Annotated in this window: 24 protein-coding genes and 3 tRNA genes; 16 read left to right on the plus strand and 11 right to left on the minus strand. The window is 34.5% G+C overall.

The window, feature by feature from the left end; all coding sequences use genetic code 11:
- Positions 1–23: 23 nt before the first annotated feature.
- From EWU23_RS01480 to EWU23_RS01530, 11 genes are all read left to right on the plus strand, one after another.
- Entirely contained in the window at positions 24–713 is a 690-nt protein-coding gene (locus EWU23_RS01480) for a hypothetical protein (protein WP_166228102.1), read from the plus strand.
- A 1-nt stretch (position 714) separates the two neighbouring features.
- Positions 715–1,257, plus strand: a complete 543-nt coding sequence (locus EWU23_RS01485) for a hypothetical protein (RefSeq protein ID WP_166228104.1) — start codon at positions 715–717, stop codon at positions 1,255–1,257.
- A gap of 2 nt (positions 1,258–1,259) precedes the next feature.
- Entirely contained in the window at positions 1,260–2,207 is a 948-nt protein-coding gene (locus EWU23_RS01490; RefSeq protein ID WP_166228106.1) for a phosphoribosylaminoimidazolesuccinocarboxamide synthase, read from the plus strand.
- Positions 2,197–2,634, plus strand: coding sequence for an STAS domain-containing protein (locus EWU23_RS01495; protein WP_166228109.1), 438 nt, complete (start codon positions 2,197–2,199; stop codon positions 2,632–2,634). Before EWU23_RS01490 ends, EWU23_RS01495 begins: the two co-directional genes overlap by 11 nt.
- A 202-nt stretch (positions 2,635–2,836) precedes the next feature.
- Positions 2,837–7,405, plus strand: coding sequence for a glutamate synthase large subunit (gene gltB / locus EWU23_RS01500; RefSeq protein ID WP_394367293.1), 4,569 nt, complete (start codon positions 2,837–2,839; stop codon positions 7,403–7,405).
- Between the two features lie 9 nt (positions 7,406–7,414).
- Positions 7,415–8,911: a glutamate synthase subunit beta gene (locus tag EWU23_RS01505; RefSeq protein WP_166228111.1), complete on the plus strand. Its 1,497-nt coding sequence runs from the start codon at positions 7,415–7,417 to the stop codon at positions 8,909–8,911.
- A 63-nt stretch (positions 8,912–8,974) separates the two neighbouring features.
- Positions 8,975–9,061 (plus strand) — tRNA-Ser (locus tag EWU23_RS01510).
- Positions 9,062–9,074: 13 nt separating this feature from the next.
- Positions 9,075–9,148: transfer RNA gene (locus EWU23_RS01515), tRNA-Pro, on the plus strand.
- A gap of 60 nt (positions 9,149–9,208) precedes the next feature.
- Positions 9,209–9,282, plus strand: a tRNA-Arg gene (locus EWU23_RS01520).
- A 57-nt stretch (positions 9,283–9,339) separates the two neighbouring features.
- Positions 9,340–10,638 (plus strand): hypothetical protein, encoded by a 1,299-nt coding sequence (locus EWU23_RS01525; RefSeq protein ID WP_166228113.1) that lies wholly within the window; start codon positions 9,340–9,342, stop codon positions 10,636–10,638.
- A gap of 33 nt (positions 10,639–10,671) precedes the next feature.
- Positions 10,672–11,859, plus strand: a complete 1,188-nt coding sequence (locus EWU23_RS01530; RefSeq protein WP_166228115.1) for a glycosyltransferase — start codon at positions 10,672–10,674, stop codon at positions 11,857–11,859.
- On the opposite strand, the gene EWU23_RS01535 is transcribed toward EWU23_RS01530, so the two are convergent.
- Positions 11,845–12,984 carry a glycosyltransferase gene (locus tag EWU23_RS01535; protein WP_166228117.1) on the minus strand — a complete coding sequence of 380 codons (1,140 nt, stop codon included), beginning with the start codon at positions 12,982–12,984 and terminating at the stop codon, positions 11,845–11,847. The genes EWU23_RS01530 and EWU23_RS01535 overlap by 15 nt on opposite strands.
- Before the next feature lie 203 nt (positions 12,985–13,187).
- Between EWU23_RS01535 and EWU23_RS01540 the strand changes: the two genes are divergently transcribed.
- The 3 genes from EWU23_RS01540 to EWU23_RS01550 are packed head-to-tail and all read left to right on the plus strand — an operon-like array spanning position 13,188 to position 15,816.
- The gene (locus EWU23_RS01540; protein WP_166228118.1) at positions 13,188–14,072 is read left to right on the plus strand and encodes a glycosyltransferase family 2 protein; all 885 of its coding nucleotides are present in this window, start codon (positions 13,188–13,190) and stop codon (positions 14,070–14,072) included.
- Complete coding sequence (locus EWU23_RS01545) at positions 14,069–14,617, plus strand: WcaF family extracellular polysaccharide biosynthesis acetyltransferase (RefSeq protein WP_166228120.1); 549 nt, start codon at positions 14,069–14,071, stop codon at positions 14,615–14,617. The genes EWU23_RS01540 and EWU23_RS01545 overlap by 4 nt, the downstream gene beginning before the upstream one ends.
- Before the next feature lie 5 nt (positions 14,618–14,622).
- On the plus strand, positions 14,623–15,816 hold the full coding sequence (locus tag EWU23_RS01550; protein WP_166228122.1) for a glycosyltransferase family 4 protein: 1,194 nt from the start codon (positions 14,623–14,625) through the stop codon (positions 15,814–15,816).
- Between the two features lies 1 nt (position 15,817).
- Here EWU23_RS01550 and EWU23_RS01555 read toward each other — a convergent pair whose 3' ends face one another.
- Positions 15,818–16,900 (minus strand): glycosyltransferase family 4 protein, encoded by a 1,083-nt coding sequence (locus EWU23_RS01555; protein ID WP_166228124.1) that lies wholly within the window; start codon positions 16,898–16,900, stop codon positions 15,818–15,820.
- A gap of 89 nt (positions 16,901–16,989) precedes the next feature.
- Here EWU23_RS01555 and pheA point away from each other — a divergent pair, with 89 nt between their 5' ends.
- The gene (gene pheA / locus EWU23_RS01560; protein ID WP_166228126.1) at positions 16,990–18,069 is read left to right on the plus strand and encodes a prephenate dehydratase; all 1,080 of its coding nucleotides are present in this window, start codon (positions 16,990–16,992) and stop codon (positions 18,067–18,069) included.
- On the opposite strand, the gene EWU23_RS01565 is transcribed toward pheA, so the two are convergent.
- Genes EWU23_RS01565 through EWU23_RS01600 form a run of 8 tightly spaced genes read right to left on the minus strand, consistent with a single transcriptional unit; the run spans position 18,043 to position 23,865 of the window.
- Entirely contained in the window at positions 18,043–18,990 is a 948-nt protein-coding gene (locus EWU23_RS01565; RefSeq protein WP_166228128.1) for a bifunctional riboflavin kinase/FAD synthetase, read from the minus strand. The genes pheA and EWU23_RS01565 overlap by 27 nt on opposite strands.
- Positions 18,974–19,663, minus strand: coding sequence for a tRNA pseudouridine(55) synthase TruB (truB, locus tag EWU23_RS01570; protein WP_166228130.1), 690 nt, complete (start codon positions 19,661–19,663; stop codon positions 18,974–18,976). The genes EWU23_RS01565 and truB overlap by 17 nt, the downstream gene beginning before the upstream one ends.
- The gene (locus tag EWU23_RS01575; RefSeq protein WP_166228132.1) at positions 19,651–20,439 is read right to left on the minus strand and encodes an undecaprenyl-diphosphate phosphatase; all 789 of its coding nucleotides are present in this window, start codon (positions 20,437–20,439) and stop codon (positions 19,651–19,653) included. Before EWU23_RS01575 ends, truB begins: the two co-directional genes overlap by 13 nt.
- A complete protein-coding gene (locus EWU23_RS01580) occupies positions 20,439–20,651 on the minus strand; it encodes a DUF3098 domain-containing protein (RefSeq protein WP_166228134.1) in 213 nt (70 codons plus the stop codon). Before EWU23_RS01580 ends, EWU23_RS01575 begins: the two co-directional genes overlap by 1 nt.
- Before the next feature lies 1 nt (position 20,652).
- Positions 20,653–21,537: a cell division protein FtsX gene (locus EWU23_RS01585; RefSeq protein ID WP_166228136.1), complete on the minus strand. Its 885-nt coding sequence runs from the start codon at positions 21,535–21,537 to the stop codon at positions 20,653–20,655.
- Positions 21,534–22,124 carry a bifunctional nuclease family protein gene (locus EWU23_RS01590; protein WP_166229003.1) on the minus strand — a complete coding sequence of 197 codons (591 nt, stop codon included), beginning with the start codon at positions 22,122–22,124 and terminating at the stop codon, positions 21,534–21,536. Before EWU23_RS01590 ends, EWU23_RS01585 begins: the two co-directional genes overlap by 4 nt.
- A gap of 43 nt (positions 22,125–22,167) precedes the next feature.
- Complete coding sequence (locus tag EWU23_RS01595) at positions 22,168–23,124, minus strand: electron transfer flavoprotein subunit alpha/FixB family protein (RefSeq protein ID WP_166228138.1); 957 nt, start codon at positions 23,122–23,124, stop codon at positions 22,168–22,170.
- Between the two features lie 9 nt (positions 23,125–23,133).
- Positions 23,134–23,865: an electron transfer flavoprotein subunit beta/FixA family protein gene (locus EWU23_RS01600; protein WP_166228140.1), complete on the minus strand. Its 732-nt coding sequence runs from the start codon at positions 23,863–23,865 to the stop codon at positions 23,134–23,136.
- A 54-nt stretch (positions 23,866–23,919) separates the two neighbouring features.
- On the opposite strand from EWU23_RS01600, the gene EWU23_RS01605 reads away from it, so the two are divergent.
- Positions 23,920–24,228, plus strand: coding sequence for a tetratricopeptide repeat protein (locus tag EWU23_RS01605; RefSeq protein WP_166228142.1), 309 nt, complete (start codon positions 23,920–23,922; stop codon positions 24,226–24,228).
- Here the strand turns inward: EWU23_RS01605 and EWU23_RS01610 are convergent.
- On the minus strand, positions 24,225–26,105 hold the full coding sequence (locus EWU23_RS01610; RefSeq protein ID WP_394367294.1) for a DNA topoisomerase IV subunit B: 1,881 nt from the start codon (positions 26,103–26,105) through the stop codon (positions 24,225–24,227). The genes EWU23_RS01605 and EWU23_RS01610 overlap by 4 nt on opposite strands.
- Positions 26,106–26,138: the final 33 nt, after the last annotated feature.

The following is a 26,138-nucleotide window of genomic DNA, read 5'->3' on the forward strand; positions in this document are numbered from 1 at the left end:
TGAATTGTTTTTAAGCACACTCAATGAATTTCACACAGCTTTTTATTATTCTATTGAGTTTATTTTCAAGCATTTATCTCCTGATTCTTTGGAGATATTGGCGAAATTCAAGGGGTATATTTCGTATTTCTGGGATTTTTATATTCAAGATATTAGCTAGACTAAGCATATTTTTACTCTTTTTCTGGTTATTTATCTCTTATTTAGAACCTGTCTCTAGTTCTAGTATACTAGCTGATCCTGTTAAAGTATGTTATCAACTCCCTTTACAGTATACATATTCCAAAGAGCGGTGGCAAGAAGCACAAACTGTTATTAACGAAGATTTAAAACGCAGCCAACCAGTATATGTTTCTCTTGAAATAACTCATATAAAAAAAGAAAATAGAGAAACGCTGATTCCAACAACTCCCTTGCAATCATTTATGAGTTTAATTGAGAATCCCGAAGTTTTGAACTTAAAGCATGCGATTAATTCAAAGGAGTCTTCTGAAAAAGGCGGGATTCATGAGTTTAGTCCCATTACCAAAATTGTGAAAAGGGGAAATGTAAGTCAGGAATTCACCTTAACCAATCAAGAAACTTCCTATTTTACTTTTCTTAGTTCGAATAATTGGACTGAATTAGTCGATATGAAGGTATATTTATTAATTTTGTTATTGATATTAATCACATCAGATTTACTCTTTATCCTGCATATAATTAAGATATAGTTTGTTTACATCTTACTTGTACATTTTCTTGTTGATTTATCAGGGCTTATTTTCGAATAGGGCCAGTGTATACAATAAAGATATTCAGCAGGTTAACTATCTAATCAAGCAAAAGCGTAATGCCGAAGCCTTGTATTGGATTAAGAAAGCAAAGGGTAAAGATATTTTCATCAACAAAGAATTAGAGAAAACGCAAGCTTTATTAAATATTCGACTGAATCAATTGGTAGAAAACAGCACCAGTTTTTCAAGTACCGATTCCAATGAATTGTTAATTCAGGCCGCCATATTAGAAAAGCAGGGCCATATAGACCGAGCTATTTCTTTAATTGAAATGGGAATTAAGGGAAATCCCGTTTCGGATACTCTAATTAAACAATATGAAATCTATGCCTACAAGTGGAGGAAATTAATCCCTATTTTGAAAATGGCTAAGCGAAATCAATTGTTACAAGAACAGCAAAATATGAATCGAATAAATACCAAGGAAGCTTTGGGATTGTTGGATTTAATGAAAAAAAAGGAAAGAATTTTAATTTATTAAACATGGAAAATAAGGCTCAAGGTCAGTTTAACTTCACCAATCAAACGGCTTTTTATCGGGGCAAAGTAAGAGATGTTTATAGCATTGGAAATGAACGACTATTGATGGTCACATCTGATCGTATTTCTGCTTTTGATGTGATTCTTCCAAGAACGATTCCCTTTAAAGGACAAGTTTTAAATCAAATTGCGACTTATTTTTTAAATAAAACCCGAGATATCATACCCAATTGGTTGATTGATACTCCAGATCCGAATGCTGCGTATGGCTATAAATGCACGCCAATTCCCATTGAGATGGTTGTAAGAGGTTATGTAGCGGGACACTTATGGCGTGAATATAAATCGGGGAAAAGAGAGGTTTGTGGCGTTTCTTTACCTGAAGGGTTAAAAGAAAATGATCGATTACCGAGACCCATTATAACTCCAACAACCAAAGCCAGCGAAGGTCATGATGAGGATATTTCTGTAGTTAAAATTTTAGAATTAGGTATTGTTTCGCCAGAAATAATGAATCAGTTATGTCAAAAAGCTTTGTCATTGTTTGAACGCGGGACGCAGATGGCTGAAGAAAAAGGTTTAATTTTAGTAGATACAAAATATGAATTTGGTTTATTGGACGGCCAAATCATGTTAATGGATGAGATTCATACTCCAGATTCTTCTCGCTATTTTTACGCCAACACCTATCAGGAATTATTGGAGAAAGGTTTACCTCAGAAACAATTATCCAAGGAATTTGTCAGAGAATGGCTTATAGCCAATGGATTTCAGGGTAAAGAGGGGCAAGTCGTACCAACTATATCGGATGAATTTGTGGAAGAAATTTCCAATCGATATATATTATTATACGAAGAAATTACAGGCCAAAAATTTCATAAGGAACCTCAGGAAAATTTAGAACAACGTATATTTAATCACGTAAACCAATACTTAGAAAATGTCAACTAATGCTTTATTTCAACTTGATCAAAACGAAAGTTATGCTTTAATTGATTGGAAAGGCGAAAACTTAGTTCAAAGCAATTATGAAGAATTAGAAAATGTCGTTCGATTGCTTTTTAAGAAAGAATACACCAATATGATATTAAATATCTCCAAAATCACTGAATTGGATGGATATGGTGTATCTGCGATTCGTAAAGGGACCAAAATTTGCTCCAATGAATCTGGTTTATTTGTGGTAGTCAGCAAGGAGGAATCTGTGGTAGAACGACTAGATCAAGCTAAAATTGAAAATTTAACCATACTGAATACCGTTCGGGAAGGTGTAGATGCTATCTATTTAAATGATTTAGAAAATGATTTTGGAGATGAAGATGGGGAAGAGGAGAATGAATTTGGTGGAGAATCATCAGATTACAGTGAAGATTATTAATTAATTGCACTCTAACAAGATATTTTATACTTGTTTAGTGATATTTTAATGACAGTATTATATTTTGTTTATTCATTGAATTGCCAAATATATTTTTGATTAAATTTGATATTGTTTATATAAATATCAAATTGTTAACCATTACTGGTATTTAATTTTGTTAAGAATTTTTAGTTTATTATTAGAATATTAATAGTTTCTTATGGAAGTCATGAATGAAGAGGGATTGTATCGGAAAGAATTTGAGCACGATGCTTGTGGTATTGGTTTTGTAGCCAGTATGAAAGGCATTAAATCGCATCGAATTGTACAAGATTCAATTAAGATGTTGATTCGTATGGACCACCGTGGTGCATGTGGTTGTGATCCTAACTCAGGTGATGGAGCTGGCGTACTAGTTCAATTACCGCATGAATTCTTTTTTGAAGAAACAGCTAAATTGGGATTCACTTTACCTTCATTAGGTCAATATGGCGTGGGAATGGTTTTCTTCCCTAAAGATGAAACATTGATTAAAGAATGTAAAGAAATTATTGAAAGAAAGGCTAAGAAATTAAGCTTACGTATCCTAGGTTATAGACATGTTCCTGTTGATAATAGCGAGATTTTAGGAGCTGATTCTGGAAATGAGGAGCCTTCTATTCAACAATTATTTATTGAAAGACCTGAATCCTGTTTAAGTGAAATAGATTTTGAAAGAAAACTCTATGTTTTCCGCCAGTATGTTACTCGTTTGTTGAACGAAACCATTGTTCAATTAAATGGTAAGTTTTATTTCGCGTCCTTGTCTTGTCGTACCATTATTTATAAAGGTATGTTGACGACCATGCAGGTTCCTGGTTATTTCCAGGATTTATTCCAAGAGAATTTCACTTCTGCATTAGCCATCGTACACTCTCGTTTCTCGACGAATACATTCCCAGAATGGAGATTAGCTCAGCCGTTCCGCTATATTGCTCACAATGGTGAAATTAACACCGTAAAAGGTAACTCTTCTTGGATGCAGGCGCAGTCGGCCTTATTCTCTAGTAAATATTTTACGCAAGAAGAACTGGACATGATTTTACCTGTTTGTAGTTTGGGACAATCAGATTCAGCTATTCTAGATAATGCCATTGAAATTTTATATTTAGGTGGACGTAGCTTGCCTCATGTCATGATGATGTTGATTCCTGAAGCATGGGATGGTAATGAATCCATGGAAAGCTATAAAAAAGATTTCTATGAATACCATGCTGCTATGATGGAACCATGGGATGGTCCAGCATCTATTTCATTTACGGATGGTAAGATGATTGGTGCTACGCTGGATAGAAATGGTTTACGTCCTTCAAGATATTGGGTAACCGAAGATGACCATGTGATCATGGCATCAGAAGCAGGTGTTTTGGATTTAGATCCTGCTACCATTGTTTCTAAAGGTCGTTTGCAACCTGGGAAAATGTTTGTGGTGGATATGGAGCAAGGTAGAATTATTCCAGATGAAGAATTAAAAGAAAAGATTTGTCAGCAACAGCCTTATGGACAGTGGTTGCGTGAAAATAAAATTCGAGTAGAAGATTTACCGGAAGCAGGAAGTGAATACCGTCAGCCTAAACCTGTTGAGTTGATTTCACGCCAACAAATATTCGGATTTACCACAGAAGATATTCGAGTGGTTTTAGCCCAAATGGCTGAAACGGGTAAGGAAGCATTAGGTTCTATGGGTATAGATACTCCATTAGCTGTATTATCTGATAAAGCGCAACATCTTTCCAGTTATTTCAAGCAGTTATTTGCTCAAGTGACCAATCCACCAATTGACCCTATTCGTGAAAGAATGGTCATGTCTTTATTGACAGATATTGGAGGTCTTTCTAATTTATTGGATGAGACGCCAAGTCATTGTAGACAAATTGAAATTCAACAACCTGTACTGCGTAATAAAGAAGTAGAAAAGATTCGTTGGATTGATCATGCTAATTTTCAAACGAAATCCATTCACATGACATTCCGTTCTTCGGAAGAGTCAGGAATTTTGAAAAAAGCTTTAAATCGTATTTGTCAATATGCAGAAGATGCCGTAGATGATGGATATTCCATCATTTTATTGACCGATAGAGGAATCGATTCTTCACATGCACCTATACCATCCCTTTTGGCATTAGGAGCAGTACATAACCATTTAATTCGTACGAAGAAACGAGCCAAAGTAGGTATCATTATTGAAGCTGGGGATGTATGGGAAACACATCATTTTGCTACTTTAATTGGTTACGGAGCTTCAGCTATTAACCCTTACATGGCTTTTGAAACAATCAAGACGATGAGGGATAATCGTTTGGTAGATCAAAGTTTATCGTACGAAAAGCTAGAATACAATTACATCAAAGCTGTTAATGGAGAATTATTGAAGATTTTCTCTAAAATGGGTATTTCCACGCTTCAATCATACCAAGGAGCTCAAATATTTGAAATTTTAGGATTGAGCAGAGATGTAGTAGATAATTATTTCAGTGGTTCTATTTCTCGAATCAATGGAGTTGACTTGGATACACTTGCCAAAGAAGCTTTAATCAAACATCAGTCGGGATTTGCTCTATTGAAATCTGACCATCCTAAATTGGAAGTAGGAGGTATTTACCAATGGAAACAACGTGGTGAAGAACATTTATTTAATCCGCAGACGATTCACTTATTGCAACAATCGACCAAGGCAAATGATTATTCCACTTATAAAAAGTATTCCAAGTTGATTGATGACCAAAGTAAGAAGTCGATTACTTTACGTGGTTTATTACGTTTCAAAAATGCCAATTCTATTTCAATTGATGAAGTAGAGCCTATTGAGAGCATTTTAAAACGTTTCGCCACAGGAGCCATGTCATTTGGTTCTATTTCGTATGAAGCGCATACTACTTTAGCCATTGCAATGAACCGTATTGGAGGAAAGTCGAACACGGGAGAAGGAGGGGAAGATCCAATTCGTTTTGAAAAAATGAAGAATGGGGATTCGATGAATTCTGCTATTAAGCAAGTGGCATCGGGTAGATTTGGGGTTACAGCCAATTATTTAACCAATGCGGTCGAACTTCAAATTAAAATGGCTCAAGGTGCTAAACCGGGAGAAGGAGGACAGTTACCTGGTCATAAAGTAGATGATTGGATTGGAAAAACGCGTCATTCTACACCTGGTGTAGGTTTAATTTCACCTCCACCTCACCATGATATTTACTCCATTGAAGATTTAGCTCAATTAATCTTTGATTTGAAAAATGCCAATAGAGCTGCACGTATCTCCGTGAAACTAGTTTCAGAAGCAGGGGTAGGTACTATTGCAGCTGGTGTTGCCAAAGCTCACGCAGATCATATCCTGATTGCAGGATATGACGGAGGAACAGGAGCTTCACCACTATCATCGATTCGTCATGCTGGATTACCTTGGGAACTTGGATTGGCAGAAACACATCAAACATTAGTCAAGAATAAATTAAGAGGCCGTGTGACTATTCAAACGGATGGTCAAATTAAAACGGGAAGAGATATTGCTATTGCTGCTTTATTGGGTGCGGAAGAATTTGGAGTAGCAACTGCGGCATTGGTTACAGCAGGATGTATTATGATGCGTAAGTGTCACTTAAATACTTGTCCAGTGGGTGTGGCTACACAAAATCCTGAACTAAGAGCACTTTATACGGGTAAACCAGAACATGTTGTTAATTTATTCCATTTCTTAGCGCAAGAGTTGCGTGAAATAATGGCAGAATTAGGTTTCCGTAAAATTGAAGATATGGTTGGTCGTGTAGATTATTTAAGTATGACGGATGTTTCTTCTCACTGGAAATTTAAACACATCGATTTGTCGCCTATCTTAAAACCATCTAATCCTGGTGAAGGAGTGGCTGTATTTAAGTCAGAAGAACAAGATCATGGTTTAGCTGAACAATTAGATTGGAAAATTTTAAAAATTGCTCAAGTAGCGATTGATTCCAAGAAACAAGTGAATGGTGAATTTAATATCATTAATGTAAATCGTTCTGTAGGGACTATTTTGTCGAATGAGATCACCAAGAAATATGGAGAGAAAGCACTTCCAGATGGTTTAATTCACATTAAATTTAAAGGAACAGCAGGACAATCATTTGGTGCATTTTCTGTCAAAGGATTAAAATTTGAAATAGAAGGAGATGCCAATGACTACATTGGAAAAGGACTTTGTGGAGCAACATTAATCGCATATCCTTCTCCAGCTGCCAAATTTGTGGCTGCCGAAAATTCCATTGTAGGTAATGTGTCCTTTTATGGAGCAACCTCAGGTGAAGCCTATTTAGCCGGTATGGCGGGTGAACGTTTCTGTGTAAGAAACTCAGGAGCTAAAGTAGTGGTAGAGGGAATTGGTGATCACGGTTGTGAATATATGACTGGTGGTTTGGTGCTTATTCTAGGAGCTACTGGAAGAAATTTCGGTGCTGGTATGTCAGGTGGTGTAGCATATATTTTAGATGAAAAGAATGACTTTGAAGCTAAAGTAAATCGTGAAATGGTAGAAATATCGGATTTAAATCAAGAAGATATTCAAATTGTTTCTATGTATTTAACGAAGCATATTGAATTAACAGGCTCTGTGAAAGGTAAATATGTATTGGATAACTTTAAGTCTATGACAAGTCTATTCAAAAAAGTATTACCAATTGATTATCGCAATGCATTGGCAAGTAGACATTTAAGCATTACAGATGTATTAAATGACAAAGACAAAGTATACCAAAATATTAAAGTAGCATTAAACTAATTATTGAAAATGGGGAAGCCAACAGGTTTTTTAGAAGTTGATAGAAAAACCTCTGCAAAGAGAGATATTACAGAACGTGTCAATGACTATAAAGAAATTGAATTATTAAATTCATCCGAAGAAACTGAAAAACAAGCAAGCCGTTGCATGGACTGCGGTACACCTTTCTGTCATAGTGGATGTCCTTTGGGTAATATTATACCTGAATTCAATGATGCAGTTTATGAGCAAAATTGGAAATACGCGTATGAGATTTTGAGTTCGACCAATAATTTTCCGGAATTTACAGGGAGAATTTGTCCAGCTCCATGCGAATCTGCTTGTGTATTGGGAATAAATAAACCACCAGTTACGATAGAATTGATTGAAAAATCAATAATCGAAAAAGCCTATTCAGAAGGATGGGTGGTACCATTTGTTCCTTTCAAAAGAACGGGGAAGAAGATTGCAATAATAGGTTCTGGTCCTGCTGGATTGGCTGCTGCAGCTCAACTTAATAAAGTGGGGCATTCTGTGACAGTTTTTGAAAGAGCAGATCGTATTGGTGGATTATTACGCTATGGTATTCCTGATTTTAAATTGGATAAATCTGTCGTGGATCGTCGAGTAGCTGTGATGGAAAAGGAGGGGGTTGAATTTAAAACCAATGTGAATATTGGTGTGAATTATAAAGTTTCCAAATTAACTTCTGAATTTGATGCAATTCTAATTGCGACTGGGTCAACTACACCACGTTTGATTTCTACGAAAGGAAGTGATGCGAGTGGTATTTATCCAGCCATGGAGTTTTTATCTCAGCAAAATAAACGTAATGCCAATATCGGTTTAGAAGTAAATCATAAAGGTGAAGTTTATACAAATAAAAATATTGTTGCAACTGGTAAGCATGTGGTGGTTATTGGTGGTGGTGATACGGGTTCAGATTGTGTGGGAACTTCAAACCGTCATAAGGCAGCATCCATTACTCAAATTGAAGTAATGCCCAAGCCACCAATAGATAGAGCAGAAAATACCCCTTGGCCTAACTGGCCAAATATGTTACGTACCTCTACGTCACATGAAGAAGGAGCCAACCGTTTATGGTCTATTTCCTTACAAGAGTTTATCACGAATGATAAGAATGAATTAGTTGCTCTTAAAATAGGAGATATTACTTATGATATGTCACAAGGCAAGGTGGAACAGAAAGTGGAGAATATCCGTGAAATTCCATGTGATTTAGCTTTAATTGCTGCTGGATTTTTACATACAGATCATGGAAATTTATTTCAGGAATTAACGGAAGTAGGGATTTCTGCGGATGAAAGAGGAAATATTGTAGCTAATGGAAATTATCAATCAGTACAAGAAAAGATTTTTGTAGCAGGTGATGCCAGACGTGGACAGTCATTAGTTGTGTGGGCAATTTCTGAAGGAAGAGAGGCAGCCAGAAATATGGATCAGTTTTTAATGGGAAAAACTAGCTTGGAAGGAAAAAGTGTTTCAAGTTTCGATATTTTTAAATAAAATTTCATTTTTGAATTTCAATATTCAAAAAAAATTACTACATTTGTGCTCTCTTAAATGCTAGGAGAGATGCCTGAGAGGCCGAAAGGAACAGTTTGCTAAACTGTCGTACTGGCAACGGTACCGAGGGTTCGAATCCCTCTCTCTCCGCAGTGTTTTTTTTCGGGGTGTAGCGTAGCCCGGTATCGCGCTTGGTTTGGGACCAAGAGGTCGTAGGTTCGAATCCTGCCACCCCGACAACATAGTCAATTTATTTAACAGTGCTTGCACCAAGAATAAATTGACTATTTATTTTTAGGTTCCGTAGCTCAGTTGGATAGAGCAACTGCCTTCTAAGCAGTAGGTCTTTGGTTCGAATCCAAACGGAATCACTAAAAGTCTTTTGACTTTCAAATCGTATCAATCATTTCTAGCCTTCCTACAAAGCGTTGACCATTAAGCAAATCACCTTGGTTAAAAATGCGATAGGAATATTGATATTCTGGATTGCTCCTCCATTAATTTATTTTTTTAAAGAAAAGTTGGGCTTCGGTGGAGGTTCTGTATTCACTGGTGTGGTTTACGTTTCAGGTTTAGTTTTGATGCTAAATCATTTTCATGCCAAAGTAGGGCATAAACCCAATACATTTCTTTTATTATTAGGTGGTACATTTTTTAGTGTAGCCATGATTTATTTCTTTTTGATGAATAAAGAAATGACCATGTTCAACACGGATCTGATCAACTTCGCCTTAATTTTTGGCTTTTTCTTTTCCTTATTACGTGTAGATAACCAAGTTCAAAAATACTTACCTGTTTTAATCCTAATAGTCACCTTTTTAACCAGTTGTGCTTTAATATACTCAGTGGCTACAAACCCTAATTATGTATTTGGAACTAGAGCTACTGTTCAGTATACCAGTAAGACCACAGAGAATTTTACAGGCAATCCTTACATCTATAGTAGAAATGGTTTAGCTGGCTTCTTAATATCATTTTTAATCATCAATAGGAGCTGGGATTCCATCAAGGTACCTCATGTTTATTTGACTCGTTTTTTAGCACATATTAATGTATGGTTTAGCCTTATTGTAATTATATTAACTCAAACAAGAGCTACTATTTTAACCTTATTAATGGCATTGCCATGTATTCTATTTTTCATGGTACCAGTGAAGAACATTTTCACCAACATCAAAAAACAATCCTATATTTTTTACGTATTGGTTATTGTAAATTTATATTATTTCGCGACCAAGCTGAGAATTATTGAATTAATAGACTCTTATTATAATTCATTTTTCAACCTTTTTATTAGAGCTATGAGCACAGGGGTTACCTTGGGTAAAAGTTCTGAGGTAGATGAATCAGCCATGGGGCGGGTAAATAATATTAATTACATAAAACAGTTGTGGAATACGAGTAAGATTGATTTCGTTTTTGGGCATGGATATCGCTATCGATATATTGATATACCGATGTTGGAATCATTGGTTAATTTTGGTGTTTTCGGTTTTATCTTATTTGCTGGATTTCATATCACCTTTTTATATTTTGCCTACCGCTGCTTTAAATCGAATACCATCTTTCAAAATTTTATTGGCCTATTCTATTTAAATACCTTTGTAGGGATGTTTACTTCAGGTAGACCTATGGATTTTGCTTATTGGGTTTCCTTCTTAATATTTATCCGGTTCATGAACGTGGAAATGGTAATGGATAAAAATGAACTAGAAAAATCAATTTAGAGCAGTCGATTGACTTCATCTTTATTTGTTACTATGTCTACTCAGAAAAGAGTTTTGCAAGTTTCTCCAGCTTATTATCCTGCTATTTCTATAGGTGGACCTATTTTTACTAATTTAACCTTTTCCAAAGCTTTAGAAGACATTGGATGTCATGTAGAAGTACTTAGCACAACCCAAGGTTTAAGTAAAGATCAAATTGAACAATTACCATCAACACAACCTTCTACTACAGAATTTTCTTATCCTATTTGGCGATTTCCCTATTATGGCTATTCAAATTATACTTTCTCTCCGGGTTTGTTTATTTGGTTATGTAGAAATGTTCAAAAATTTGATTTAGTCGTATTGCAAGCTGTATGGAATTTCCCCATTATGGCCGCCTATTTAGCATGCAAATGGCATAAGATTCCCTATGTCATCATACCGCACGGGAGTTTATACGATGAAACATTTCATTTGAAATCCTCGAGATTTAAAAAGGTCTTTTTAAGTCTATATGTCAAAAAGATGTTAATTATGGCTCAGCAAGTCATTTTTTCTACCAAGGATGAAGCATTGAAAGTTCGAAATTTTTTATCTATTCCTATTCGCTCCAATATAATACCCAACATCGTCGATGTACAAAAATTTGAAATACTCCCAACCAAAGGGACTTTTCGACAAAAATTTGCTATCTCAACAGAGCGTTTAATTTTAACACATTTTGGACGGGTGACAATTAAAAAAGGGATAAATTATGTACTGGAGATCTTACCTAATTTAGTTCAGCGATATCCTAACGTACTTTATGTCATCGCTGGATCAGAGGAAGATAACTACCTAGATGAGCTTAGATCCATGATTAAAAAAAAGAATTTAGAGCAACACGTTATTTTTACTGGTCTACTTCCTTCTAATGAGGGTATTGAATTATTGGTGGATACTGATGTATTCGTTTTACCTTCTTTATCTGAGAACTTTGGAATGTCAGTGGTGGAAGCCATGTTATGTGAAATTCCCGTTGTAATTTCAGAGCACGTAGGTATAGCTTTAGATTTAAAAGAAGAAAATTGTGCCTGTGTTATTCAACTAAATAATTCATCTTTAGAAAAGGCAGTATTGGAGTTAATTGAAAATCCATCAAAGAGGATTTCATTAGGGAAAAAGGGGAAAGTATTTGTCAAACAAAATTATTCTTACAAAGCAGTAGAGAAACAATTAGCCCAATTAATTCATGGCTAATTTTCTAAACCCTTGATACATTTCATTAGCTAATTTTTCGACACCAAAAATGTGGGAGTTTCTTTTTGAATTATCAGCGTAATATTCAGATTTTTCTGGTAAATCCTTCAAAAAATGTTTGATTCTATTTCGTTCATTTAAATCAGACAATTGTTTGACAACAAGGCCATTATATCCATTCACAATCAAATCATTCGCACAACCACAAGCTTCCGTACAAATAACGGGCTTGCCTAATTCTTGAGCCTCATTTGCCACCATACCCCATGTTTCCGCTGTAGAGACCAAGACCAAACAGGTAGCATGTTGATAAAGATTAGCTAAATCAGACCAGGCAACGGTACCTAATAAATGTACGTTGGAAATTTGCTCTTGTTGAATTTTTTCCTGTAAATCCACATACAAAGGACCATTTCCCGCCATTTTTAATGTATAAGGCAGCTCCTTCATTAAATCGATTAGTTCAAATAAATTTTTCTCTTCTGATAATCTGCCTACATACAGTAAATATGGATCAACATGTTGTTCTGTTAGGCTTGGACTACTGGCAGCAAATTGTTGTTTAAATTTTACCTTATCGAATGAATTTAAAAAGGAAAGTATCTTCTTTTTAGCGATACCTGCGCGGAATAAAAACTGGTTGGAATTTAATCCATAACTAAAAAAACCATCTGTCAATTTGAAAATGGCCGATTTCAAGATAGATTTAATAAGATGTGTCAAGCCATTTTGTTTTTCGGATTGATTTCTTACCGATTCAATCGTCATGACAGTTTTAATACCTAAAATCTTACAAAGTAGTAAAACAGGGAGGGCAGCTGGTTCTGCATATCCTGTAAAGTTGATCACATCAGGTTTATAGTGTAGTATTACTTTAACCCATTCAAATCCTACTTTCCAAGCAGGTATTTGTTGTAATGGTTGGGTGCTCAATAATTTAACAGGAAAACGATAAGGATAGGTAGAAAGGTCAAAATCGACTAAATCTTCTCGACCCGCCTCAGTGATGGTCGTTTCTACTACTACTAATTCATCTTGATTATCCTGGCAGATTTGAGCCACTTTTTCAAAAACCACTGACTTGTATTGCGACCATAAAAGGTTATGGAAAATAAGAATTCTCATAGGCTAAATATCAAGAACAAAACTAATCCCTTTTTTAAAAAAGGCAATAAATAGCGATGCATTATTACATATGGATATCCATAAATTCTTAATTGAATTATCCGTATCATAATTCTCAATTTTATATCTTAAATTGCGTTATTATGAGGGGTAATGAATAGTTTTTTCTGATTCTCTTCCTTGGACATTGAATGAATTAACATTTGAAAAAGACAATCAGTATTTTATTGCTAACCTATAATGAAGAAATTCATTTGGAAAGATGCATTAAGAATGCACAAAAATTGAGCGAGCAAATATTTATTTTTGATTCATTTTCAACAGATAATACATTGGAAATTGCAGCCAAGTATAACATACCTGTTGTTCAACATAAATTCATTCACCATGCCAACCAAATTAATCAAGCTTTGGAGGTTTATCCATTTGAAACAGATTACATTATTCGTGTTGATTGTGATGAACTTTTAAGTGATGCTTTAATCGATGAAATAAAGGAATGTTTGAATAACGAAGCACTTAAAGCGATCAATGGCTTTTATATGCAAAGAAAAGTTTTCTTCATGGGTGGAATCATCCACTATGGTATGACGAATCCAATTTGGTTATTACGTATATGGAAAAGGGGAGAAGGGAAATGTGATGATAAATGGATGGATGAAAAAATAGTTCTACAAGAGCCCTCAACTTATAACTTAAAGAATTTGATTATTGATCATAATTTGAACAATCTAACATGGTGGACACAAAAGCATAATTTATATGCGAGTAGAGAGTCCATAGAAGTATTAAAACATCGGTATTTTCAAGCTGGCGAGATTACAGATAATCTACCATTTAAGGACCTTATTGTTCACTTTCTAAAATCATTTTACAACAAAAGTCCTATTTTTGTACGAGCGATACTTTTGTTTCATTATTCCTATTTCTTTCGATTGGGAATTTTAGATGGATTGCGTGGATTAATGTGGAATGTACTACAAGTATTTTGGTATCGTTTTTTAGTGGATGCCAAAGTATATGAGTTCGAAAATTCGCACAATTTTGATAAAAATAAAATTAAAGACGCATTAAAAGAAATCCTTTGAAAACAGACTTAAGCACATTTACTGGAGAGGGATCCCCTGAATTTACAGCTAAAGTAAAATATTTAGTATGGCTTCTATTTTCTAATGTATTTTTTTTGACTAATATTCCGTATCCCAATGTTCTGAAAGTTACTATTTTACGATTTTTTGGAGCTACAATTGGTCACCATGTCGTTATTAAGCCTTGGGTAAAGATTAAGTTTCCTTGGAAATTGACATTAGGTAATTATGTTTGGTTAGGTGAAGAAGCTTGGTTAGATAATTTGTCTGAAATTAAATTGGGAAACCACGTTTGTCTCTCTCAAGGAGCTTTACTCATTACAGGTAATCATGATTTCAAGAAATCATCTTTTGACTTGATAACCAAAGGAATAGACATTGAAGACGGTGTTTGGATTGGAGCCAAATCCACCGTTAGTGGTGGAGTGAAATTAGGGTCTCATAGTGTTTTAACCATGGGGTCATTTACGAGTAAAGATTTAGCACCTTATACCATTAATCAAGGTAATCCAGCACAAGTAGTTAAACATAGAGAAATCAACTAAGTACAATGAATGAATATTTGCAATTATTAAGTAATAAAGAGTTTCAAATCATTGTTTCCTTTATTGTATCCATTGTGGTGACAGTAACTGCCATTCCTGTTATTATTAATATTTCGAAATTAAAGGATTTAATGGCCGAAATAGAATTGAGAAGTTCCCACGAAGAATTAACTCCTACCCTCGGAGGAGTTGCAATTTTTGCAGCTACTTTAATCAGTTATTTTATTTGGGATAATCCCAATGAAGGACATGAAATCCATTTGGCCGTAGCAGCGTTAATCATTTTATTCTTTTTGGGAATCAAAGACGATATCTTGATTTTATCACCCAAAAAGAAATTGTTCATACAAATCGCGGCAGCTTTACTTTTAATCACCTTTGGTGATTTACGCATTTCGACTTTCTATGGACTTTTGGGAATTAACCACATCCCTTATATCATTAGTATCGCTTTTACCTTGTTCATCATCATAGCTATTATCAATGCGATTAATTTATTGGATGGAATTGATGGTTTAGCGGGTACTGTGGGTTTTGTGGCTTCGGCTATTTTTGCTTATTTATTTTATAGTTTAGGTTTATTTGCCCTAGCAACCTTAGCACTTTCATTAGCCGGATCTTTAGTTGGATTTTTGAGATTCAATTGGTCTACAAAAAACAAAATATTCATGGGTGATACTGGTTCCATGATATTAGGATTCTTGCTTGCATTTTTTGCCGTTAAATATATTGTATTTAATAGTTCCTATGTCTATGACCCAAGACTAGTTAAAGATGCTCCAATCTTAACCATCATTATCCTTTTATTGCCTTTATTTGACACGTTACGTATGTTTATCATACGCATTTCTACAGGAGTTTCTCCATTTAAAGGAGACAGAAAGCACCTACATCATGTTTTGATTGATAATGGATTTAGTCATTTTGGGGCAACCATGATTTTAATCGCATTTAATCTTACCGTGTTGGCTTTATATTCCATTATCCGTCATGAATATTCCAATCATGAAGTATTGTTTGGTCTATTATTAACCTTTTTGGTCTATTGCTATATTGCTTACTTATTATCCAAGAATATAGACACCAATACCGTAGATCGATTAAAATATACCAAAATAGATAAAGTCAAGAGACTTCAATTGGTAGAAGAAAAAAAGAATACTAATTTATCGAGTAACCAACCGAATATTACGGAATAGCTTACCCCAAAAGATACGATTCCAATTTTTGACATTCCATTTGAAGATCAAAATTTAGTAAGCTATCTCGCATTTTTTTCACATTAAACTCCTTTAACAAAATGGAATTTAGTTCCTTGGCTAAGGTTGTAGGTCTAAAATCTTGACTTAAAATCCCGTTGGCCTCATTGATTATCAAGCTAGAACCTCCAGAGTTGGTCGCTAAGACAGGAACTCCGCAGTAGATGGCCTCCATAGCTACCAAACCCATACTCTCTTCTCTGGAACACGTTATAAATACATCAGCACTCGCTAATTCTTGATAATATTCTTTTTGGCTTACATTATCTAAAAATTGAACTGCAGGATATTGACCACTCATCATTTGTCTGCGAATAACTTCGGCATAACCATTATTGGCCCATTTCCCCAGCCAAATAAATTCATATTCGGAGGCAAGAAAGTTTTGACTAATTTCTAAGAAAAGGTCAACCCCTTTGCGATAACAGATTGTACCCGAGGAAACAACTTTCTTTTTTTTCTTTTTTTCTTTTTTAAAATTGGTCAAACAAACATCAATCCATTCCTTATTTATTCCTGATTGTAAAACAAAGCACGTTTTAGGGAAAATTGGTGCAAAAAAATGATAAACTAAATCGGAACAAGTAACTAGGTAATCTACTTGATCAAACAATCGTTGAGAATCCTTGATTTCTAATTGTTCAAAATTATATAGATACTCATGAACATGTAAAAAAGTCTGAACCTTAAATTGATCTTTAAATTGCAATATAAAGGCATTTTGAATGGTATTGATGTACCATACGGAAGCTCCAAATTGTTGTTGAATTGCATGAAGTCGCTGAAGAATCACATTTTGTCCTGCATGGAATTTAACTTTATCCCAGATCGAAAATTGTGTATCCAAATAATACACTTGAATGTGAGGGGCTAATTGATCAACTAATGCTCCGTTTCGTTCTAATAGAACTAATCCAATATCAAACTTACTTGCATCTAATTGATGAATAATATCAAATAAGACAATCTCTGCGCCAGTACGATGTAGATTACTAGAGAAGAATAAAATTTTCTTTTTTGACATTCAACAAAATTAAAATGAGCTAATAAGCAGAAAAACTTCGACTACTGATCAAAATTAGTAATTTTGGGTTGCATTGAAAATTATCCCGAATGAAAAGCATACAACAATTAAGAGAAAGCATTGATACCATTGACGATTCTATATTAAAATTGCTCGTAGAGCGCATGGAGTTTGTTGAAGAAATCGGTCGATTGAAAAGAGAAAATAATACGGTTATTTACCATCCAGATAGAGAAAAAGAAATCGTCGATCGATTGGCATCTAAATACACCGGGAAATTAAGCAAAGCAGCCATTGAAGCCATTTTTTTAGAAATATTTGGTGTTTCTAGAAATTTAGAATTACCTGAAATCATATCATTCTTAGGACCAGAAGGAAGTTTTACTCATCAAGCAGCAGAAAGTAGATTTGGTGCAGTGGCGGATTATATTTCTTTACCTTCTATTCGGTCTGTTTTTGATTCTGTTGAAACAGGAAGAGCCAAGTACGGTGTTGTTCCCATTGAAAATAATCAAGAGGGGATGGTCAAGGAAACGATGGACTTATTAAATGAACGAAATTTATTCATCATATCAGAAATTATAATTCCGGTCAATTTCTGCTTAGCATCTAAAGAGAATTCCATTCATCAAATTCAAAAAATCTATTCAAAGGATATTGCATTCCAGCAATGTAAAGGCTTTTTACAAGATTACTTTAATTATAAGTCTGAAGATTTCTTTGTTCAAGTGGATTCCACTTCCAAAGCGGCCAAACTAGCTGTAGAGGATACCAAAGCTGCCGCTCTATGTTCACATATAGCTGCTAAAATATACTCGCTACCAATTCTTTTTGATAATATTCAAGATAGTGAGGCAAATCAAACACGTTTTTTCATCATTTCTAAAGTAGAGAATTTAAAGAAAACGGATAAGGATAAAACGAGCTTAGCCATTAAATTAAAACATGATGATAAGCCAGGTGCATTATTATCTCTATTGAAAGATTTTGAAGATGTTCAAATCAATTTATTGAAAATAGAATCGCGACCTCAAAAAGACACTCATGAGTTTAAATTTTGGTTTTTCATTGATATTGAAGGAAATAAATTAGATGAAAATGTTCAGCAAATTCTTGATAAAAGAAAAGACGAAATTATCTTCTTAGGAAGTTATATGAATCTTTGCTAACTGAGATTTTGTGAATTTTATATCCAAGGAAATTTGCTCGATTAATTCTTGAAGAGAATTGAATTTTTTCTCGTCTCGAATTTTTTCAAACAAGTATAATTCCACTTCTTTTTCATATATATCATCTTGAAAATCAAATAGATGTGTCTCTATGGATATATATGTATCCTGGGTAATCGTGGGTCTTTTACCTATGTTGGTTACTCCGTAATAGGGAGTTCCATCGACCTTCAAACAACTGATATAAACGCCTAATCCAGGTATCAATTTATCGATATCTTCCAATTCAATATTGGCGGTTGGAAACCCTAATTCTCGGCCTTTATGATGACCATGTACCACTTTTCCTTGTAAAGAATAACTCCTCCCAAGCATGGTGTTAGCCTTACTGATATTCCCTTGAATAACGTATTCCTTAATCAAGGACGAGCTTATAATTTCATTCTCTATTTTAGCTACGTCAATCGAATAGGCGTTTATTTGAGAGGAATAATGTTCATTAACAAAATCAACAGAGCCCTTTCTTTGAAACCCAAAGCGATTATCATAACCTAACACTAAATCATTTATTCCAAACTTAGCAAGCAGAATATCTTCGATAAAATTTTCAGCAGGTAAATGTGCTATATAATTATCAAATGGAATCATAAATAAATAATCTATTCCTAGTGATTCAATCCATCTAATCTTTTCCTTATCGGGGCTTAATAAACTGTTTTTTGATTCATTCTTAGAATTAAAATAGGAGGAAGGGTGATTGCTGAATGAAATAACAACGGAGGAAATTCCTTTTTGCTTAGCAATTTTCACACATTTAGCTACTACTTTAGCATGGCCTAAATGTACACCGTCGAACATTCCAATGGTTATCACTGAACGATCAATAAAAGGTATTTCAGGAAAATTATAAAAGTATTTCATATTGCTCCGCACTAAATTTCTCAATGGATTGGGCCCTTTCAAGCGTATAATCTCCAATTTGACTCCGAACTAACTCTTTTAAATAAGCTCCTGAATTTAGAAAATAACCAAAATCTCTCACTATACTACGGATGTATGTTCCTTTTGAACAAGAAATTTTAAACTTAATTTCTGGAAAAGAAGTCGAATCCATATCAAACTCATATACACTCGCTTGTCGAATTTTAATTTCAACATCCTTTTCGGTTAAACCTTTCCTGGCTTGGACATAAAGGCGCTGTCCATTTTGTTTGATCGCTGAATAAATAGGAGGGACCTGCTCTATTTCACCTACTAATGACTGCCTTGCTTCTTCGAGTAATTCTTGTGTAATATGATCTATTGGGAATTCTTCGTCAAATTCAGTCTCTAAATCGATGGAAGGGGTTGTTTTACCCAAAACAAAAGAACCAGTATAAGTCTTTGGTAAGGATTGAAAATAGTCAATTTTCTTGGTGTATTTGCCTACACAAATAATCAATAAACCGGTAGCCAAAGGGTCTAAAGTGCCTGCATGACCGATTTTTTTGAATTTACCTAAGTTTCTAATCTTTCGAACAGCATCAAAGGAAGTCCAAGTTTTGGGCTTATCAATTAAATAGAATTTATCTTCTATGGGTGTTAGTTCAACCACAAGTATATTGCTAAAAAGATGCCAGCTAAAACTCGATAATATCCAAAGAATTTAAAGCCAAATTTATTTACTAAGTCTACCATCCATCGAATGGTTAACAAGGCTATGACAAAACTAATGAATGCTCCCAAAAGTAAAGAAATACTATTCGATGGATTCAGAATGATGTCAAGGTCATGACGGTAATCTAATAATTTCTTGGCACAGGCACCTAATATGGTGGGGATGCCTAATAAAAAGGAAAATTCAACGGCTGCTCGATGATTTAAACCAACCAAACGACCACCTATGATGGAAGCACCTGAACGAGAAACTCCTGGTATCATGGCTAGACATTGGTATAAGCCAATTTTAATGGACTGGCGTATAGACATCGTATCAATGTTGTCATGTTGATGATCTTTATCTTTAACCCAATCATCAATTTTTATCAATAATAAACCACCTACAAACCAAGAAGCTGCTATAAACCAATATCCTTGAAACAATGATTCCAATAAATCATCTAATAATACTCCAAAGATGGCTGCTGGAATAAAGGAAGCAATGATGTATTTATAAACCTTTAGCGATTGAAATAAACGCTTAAAATACAGGAATGGTACAGCGGCTATAGCTCCTAATTGAATGAAAACTGTGAAAAAATTAAGGTACTTCGATGATTCAATTCCTAATAATTTTTCAGTTACAATGATGTGGGCTGTAGATGAAATAGGTAAAAATTCACTTAATCCTTCTACAATTCCCAGCACAATAGCTTCAAGAAATTGACTCATTACTTCTTTATTTTAAATAAGGAAAAAATGGGAAGGATAACACCAATAAGCACCAATATCGGACCTAGAGTGATTCCTAAAAATCCAAAACCAAAAGGTTCTTTATCCAAGGTCATAACAAAAAAACCAATCATCATGATGCATAATCCAGCAATTAAAATCATGATATCTTTTCTGTCCAATGGTAAATTGGAATTAGTTGAATTTGCCATATTAAAATAAGTTAGTGTGTTGAATATTTAAATAACGATTCAATGAAAAATAAGTTGAGATAACACTAAATAGGGATGAACTAAGCACTGCTAACAGGAATAATTCCAGTTGATTATTCACATCAAAAAACAAAAAACTAGTTTCTGGAAGACTTTGAATAAAATAATAAAAGACTCCATTGGAGAATACATATCCAAGACCTCCACCTAATAAACCCAATAAAAGAGAATTTAATAAATAAGGTTTACGAATAAACGAATTCGTTGAACCTAATAACTGCATTGTTTTTATCAATACACGATTACTATGGATATTTAATCGGATATAATTAGACAATTGAAGGTAAATAAACGCACTTAATAAGACAATAAACACCAAAATAATCCATCCTACATGCTTGATCTTCGATAAAAAAGAATCTAAAAATGCATTGGGGTAGGTGATCTCATACACACCCGGAAATACTTTTAATTCTTTAGCAATTTTCTCAAAAGATTTGCCAGATTTATGTTCATCACTTATGCTTAAAATAAATAGATTTTTAAAAGGATTATCTTCCCCTAATAAGTCCTGATAATTTTCATGGCTAGACTTTAAGAAGTCGGAAGCAATTTTATCTTTAGAAACGAATGTGATCTCCTTTTTTGTTCCAACGGTTTGAATATAGGGCTTTTTATATAGTAGTTTATAGGACTCTACAAGTTGTTGACTAGTCAAAGAATCCTCCATATACACATACATTTTCATTTGTGATTTAATGTCATCACCCCAAGATTTTATTCCCACAAATAACTGAAAGAACACACAAATGATAAAGGCCAAACTAGAAATGGAGAAAATCAACAACACGTTGGTAGAACTCGGCTTAGCTTTTGAATATTTCATTTTGGATTGTTTAAAACTTCTATTTGATCTCTTAATCTGGCAGCTTCTTCGTAATTCTCCTCCAACAATGCTTTTTGAAGCAAATCTTCTAATTCGGCCAAAGTAATAGTACTAGGTTGATAAACAGGAATATCAACAGAAAAGGATAGGTCTTCTTCCATTTCTTCCTCTTCTTCATCGGGAATGCAAATTGACTTCAACAAGCTTTCTTTGATGTAAATGTTTTTTTGAGCTCTCAGCGCCAAAGCAATGGAATCACTGGGTCTAGCATCCAATTCGATCAATGTTCCATCCTGGTAAAATTCGATTTGGGCATAAAATATACCCTCTTTAAAATCCGTAATTAACACACGATTTAAGTCCAAATTGGATTTCTCAATCATTTGAATAAATAAATCGTGTGTTAAAGGTCTACTAGTTTGAATTTGTTCCAAGTAAACAGATATAGCTTGAGCTTCCTGATTCCCAATGACAATGGGAAAGCGTAAGTTGGGATAATCCTCAGATTGCAGAAGGAGTATAAAAGAACTCGCTCCAACTGAACTAGGAGATACAGAAACTATACTTAATTTTAAATAATCGTTCAAGGCTACATTTTAAAAAACAAATGTATCAAAAAATGACCTAAAATTAATGGCTTTTAAGCTTATTTAACAATCTAGGAAGCACATCAAAAACATCACCTACAATACCATAATCAGCATGCTTGAAAAAGGGGGCTTCTGAATCATTGTTAATCACCACTATTTTTCTAGAACCATTAACCCCAGCCAAATGCTGAATAGCTCCTGAAATTCCACAAGCAATGTACAATTTAGGAGCTATTTTTACGCCAGTTTGTCCCACGTGCTCGTGGTGAGGTCTCCAATTTAAATCTGAAACAGGCTTGGAACATGCAGTAGCGGCTCCTAATTCTTTGGCTAAATCCTCTACAATTCCCCAATTAGAAGGGTCTTTAAATCCTCTTCCAGCCCCCACCACGATTGCAGCATCAGGTAATGGAATGGATCCAGTTAATGGATGATTCTCGATTAATTTGTTTTGAATATCCTTTCCTAAGGTAATTTCAGTTTGACCAACAGACGAATTCCCTGGGTTACTCAGTAATTCCATAGAAAATGACTTACTGAATGCTACCAGAAACGATTCACTTTTGATTTCCGTTGTTAAGGTGGCCTTTCCTGAAAAAACAGATTTAGTCATGTGAAATCCTGCAGATACTTTTTCCACTTTCAACACATTGGAAATAAGTGGAATAGCCAATTTATTCGCAAGGCTTGAAGCAATGGTATCCATCAATAAGGATTTTACATAAAAAAATTGGCTAATCCCTTTTTGTTGAATTTCCTCCAATAATGGAGTAATCACTTGGCTATGATTAACTAAATCAGGAATCTTAATATGTGTGTATTGTTTAATGGATGAATAAGTGCTCAACATATCGGATGAGACAAGTTCAAAACCATATACATAAATGCTTTCTGATCCATTCTGAAAGGACCAATTACTTGCAAAATCCAATAAGCGCTTCGAGCTTTCGGTAATTAAACCGTTTTTACTATCTATAAATATTGCTAAATTTTTCATCTTAGATAATTAGATAAGGTTTTCACTTTTCAATATATCAATTAACGATTCTGCATTTTCAACTGGAATCATCTTTTGTAAGCGCTCAGTTTCTACAACATGAGCCGTAATTTGACTTTCAAAATTTGTTTTGCTGGGGGCTATGACCGCAATTTCTTTCGTTCTTGCTGTCATAATTCCACGCATCGATGGGATTTTCCATTCAGCAATGGGCTCTTGACATCCTAATACAGCTGGTAGGGTAGAGCTTACTTTAGACTTACCCAAATCGGTTTCTATCTCTAAGGTTAATTGACCGCCATCATAATCAGCATGCATCACAGGAGAAAAATGATTAAATCCTAAACCATGAGCTACCAAAGCATGAATAATACCACTATTATAATCAATAGCTTCTTTACCCATCATAATTAAATCAAAAGATTTATCTTGTGTATAGTGAATAATTTCTTGGGCTACTTGATAAGAATCAAGCGCAGCTGTATCAATTCTGACTGCACTATCTGCACCCAGAGCCAAACATTTTCTTATTAAAGCTTCAGAATCAGAGGTTCCTACATGCAATACCACTAATTCAGCTTGGTTTTGTTCTTTAATTTCAATAGCTCTAGACAAAGCATAATCATCATATGGACCTACGATAAAAGTAAGCCCCTCAGAATTTATATGAGTATTTGATGAATCTAATGTAATTTTGGATGTTGTATCGGGTACAACCGATATGCAAACTAAGATTTTCATAGGCGATTAAAAAATGTTATGCAAGCATACTAATTTGTTTTTAAAATTACAAAAATGGAGCGTAAAGAATTTATAAAAAACGAAATAAAACTGGAACCAGAGAATCCTTTCAATTACTATTTGCTTGCGTTAGAATTAAAGAAGGAAGGGGATTTAGGGGGGGCGATCGAGATTTTCAATAATTTGATTGAGCAATTTCCTATGTATGTACCTAGTTATTACAGCTTTGCCTGTTTTCTATTAGAAATAGAAGATGACGACAAAGCTAAACTTGTTTTACAGCAAGGAATTGACACCGCTGAAAGAGCAGGTGCAACAAAAGCCCTGAATGAATTGAAACAGTTATGGGAATTGAACTTTTAGTTCAGTAATACCTCTTCTAAGTCTTTTTCAACAATCAGGTTTTCAATGATGAATTTTTGCCTTTCTGGCGTATTTTTACCCATATAATAGGTTAACAACTGAGGAATAGTAAATTCCTTTTCCAAAATAACGGGTTCCAATTTGATGTTTTCACCAATGAAAGTACCAAACTCCTCTGGTGAAATTTCTCCCAATCCTTTAAAACGGGTAATCTCAGGTTTAGGACTCAATTTTTCAATGGCATTTCTTCTTTCCTCGTCGGAATAACAATAAATAGTCTCTTTCTTATTTCTAACCCGAAAAAGGGGAGTCTCTAAAATATACAGGTGGCCATTTCGAACTAAATCGGGAAAAAACTGAAGGAAGAAAGTTAAAATCAATAAACGTATGTGCATACCATCCACGTCGGCATCAGTTGCAATCACAATTTTATTATAACGAAGATTATCCAAACTATCCTCAATATCCAAGGCATGTTGAAGTAGGTTAAATTCTTCATTTTCATAGACTATTTTCTTGGTTAAACCAAAGCAATTCAATGGTTTACCTCGTAAACTGAATACAGCTTGAGTTTGCACATCTCTTGATTTCGTAATAGAACCACTGGCAGAATCTCCTTCTGTGATAAACAATATCGTATCATGCCTGGAATCCGATTTCTCATCAGGTAAATGGACCCGACAATCCCTTAATTTCTTATTGTGTAGATTCGCTTTTTTAGCCCTTTCATTGGCTAATTTTTTGATCCCAGCTATATCTTTTCTTTCTCTTTCTGACTGAAGAATTCTTTTTAGAATAGCATCAGCAGTACTTGGATTTTTATGTAAGAAATTATCCAATTCCGTTTTAATAAAATCACCAATAAATGATCTTATGGAGGTAGAATTAGAATCGGGAGATATGGTTGTAGAACCTAATTTAGTCTTTGTTTGGGATTCAAAAACAGGTTCTTGAACCCGTATGGCAATGGCACCAACAATACTCGCTCTGACATCTGATGGATCAAAATCCTTTTTATAAAATTCTCTTACTGTTTTAACAATGGCCTCCCGAAAAGCAGCTAAATGGGTACCACCTTGTGTGGTATTTTGGCCATTAACGAAAGAATAATATTCCTCACCGTATTGGTTATTGTGGGTGATGGCCAATTCAATATCATTTCCTTTTAAATGAATGATGGGATATCTATTTTCTTCAGCATTGGTCTTTTTAGAAAGTAAATCCAATAAACCATGTTGAGAAAAATATTTCTCTCCATTAAAATTGATGGATAAACCCGCATTTAAATAGGCATAATTCCAAAATAAGGAATCGAGGTATTGAGGAATAAAATGGTAATTTTTAAAAATGGTATTATCCGGTTCAAAGCAAACATGTGTTCCGCTTTTGGCATTGGAAGCTTCAAATCCATCTGATTCGGCGGTTAATTCTCCTTTACAGAATTCGGCCCATTTAGTTTGTCCATCTCGGTAGGATTGTACTTTGAAGTATTGCGAAAGGGCATTGGTCGCTTTTGTACCTACACCATTTAATCCTACTGACTTTTGAAAAGCCCCAGAATCATATTTACCTCCTGTATTTATTTTAGAAACGCAATCGATAACTTTTCCTAAGGGAATTCCACGACCAAAATCCCTTACTTCCACTTTGTGATCAGAAATTTTCACTTCGATGACCTTGCCATTTCCCATCATGTGCTCATCGATGGAGTTATCCATGATTTCTTTAACAAGAACATAAATACCATCATCAACCGAAGAACCATCTCCTAATTTTCCGATATACATACCAGGTCTTAATCGGATATGCTCTTTCCAATCTAAGGAACGGATACTATCATCATTATAAATCGGGGGGGTACTGTTAATTTCTTCCACTAGATAATTTTTGTAAAAATTAATATACGTAAG

Source organism: Aquirufa beregesia (assembly GCF_011090385.1).
Classification (GTDB): Bacteria; Bacteroidota; Bacteroidia; order Cytophagales; family Spirosomataceae; genus Aquirufa; species Aquirufa beregesia.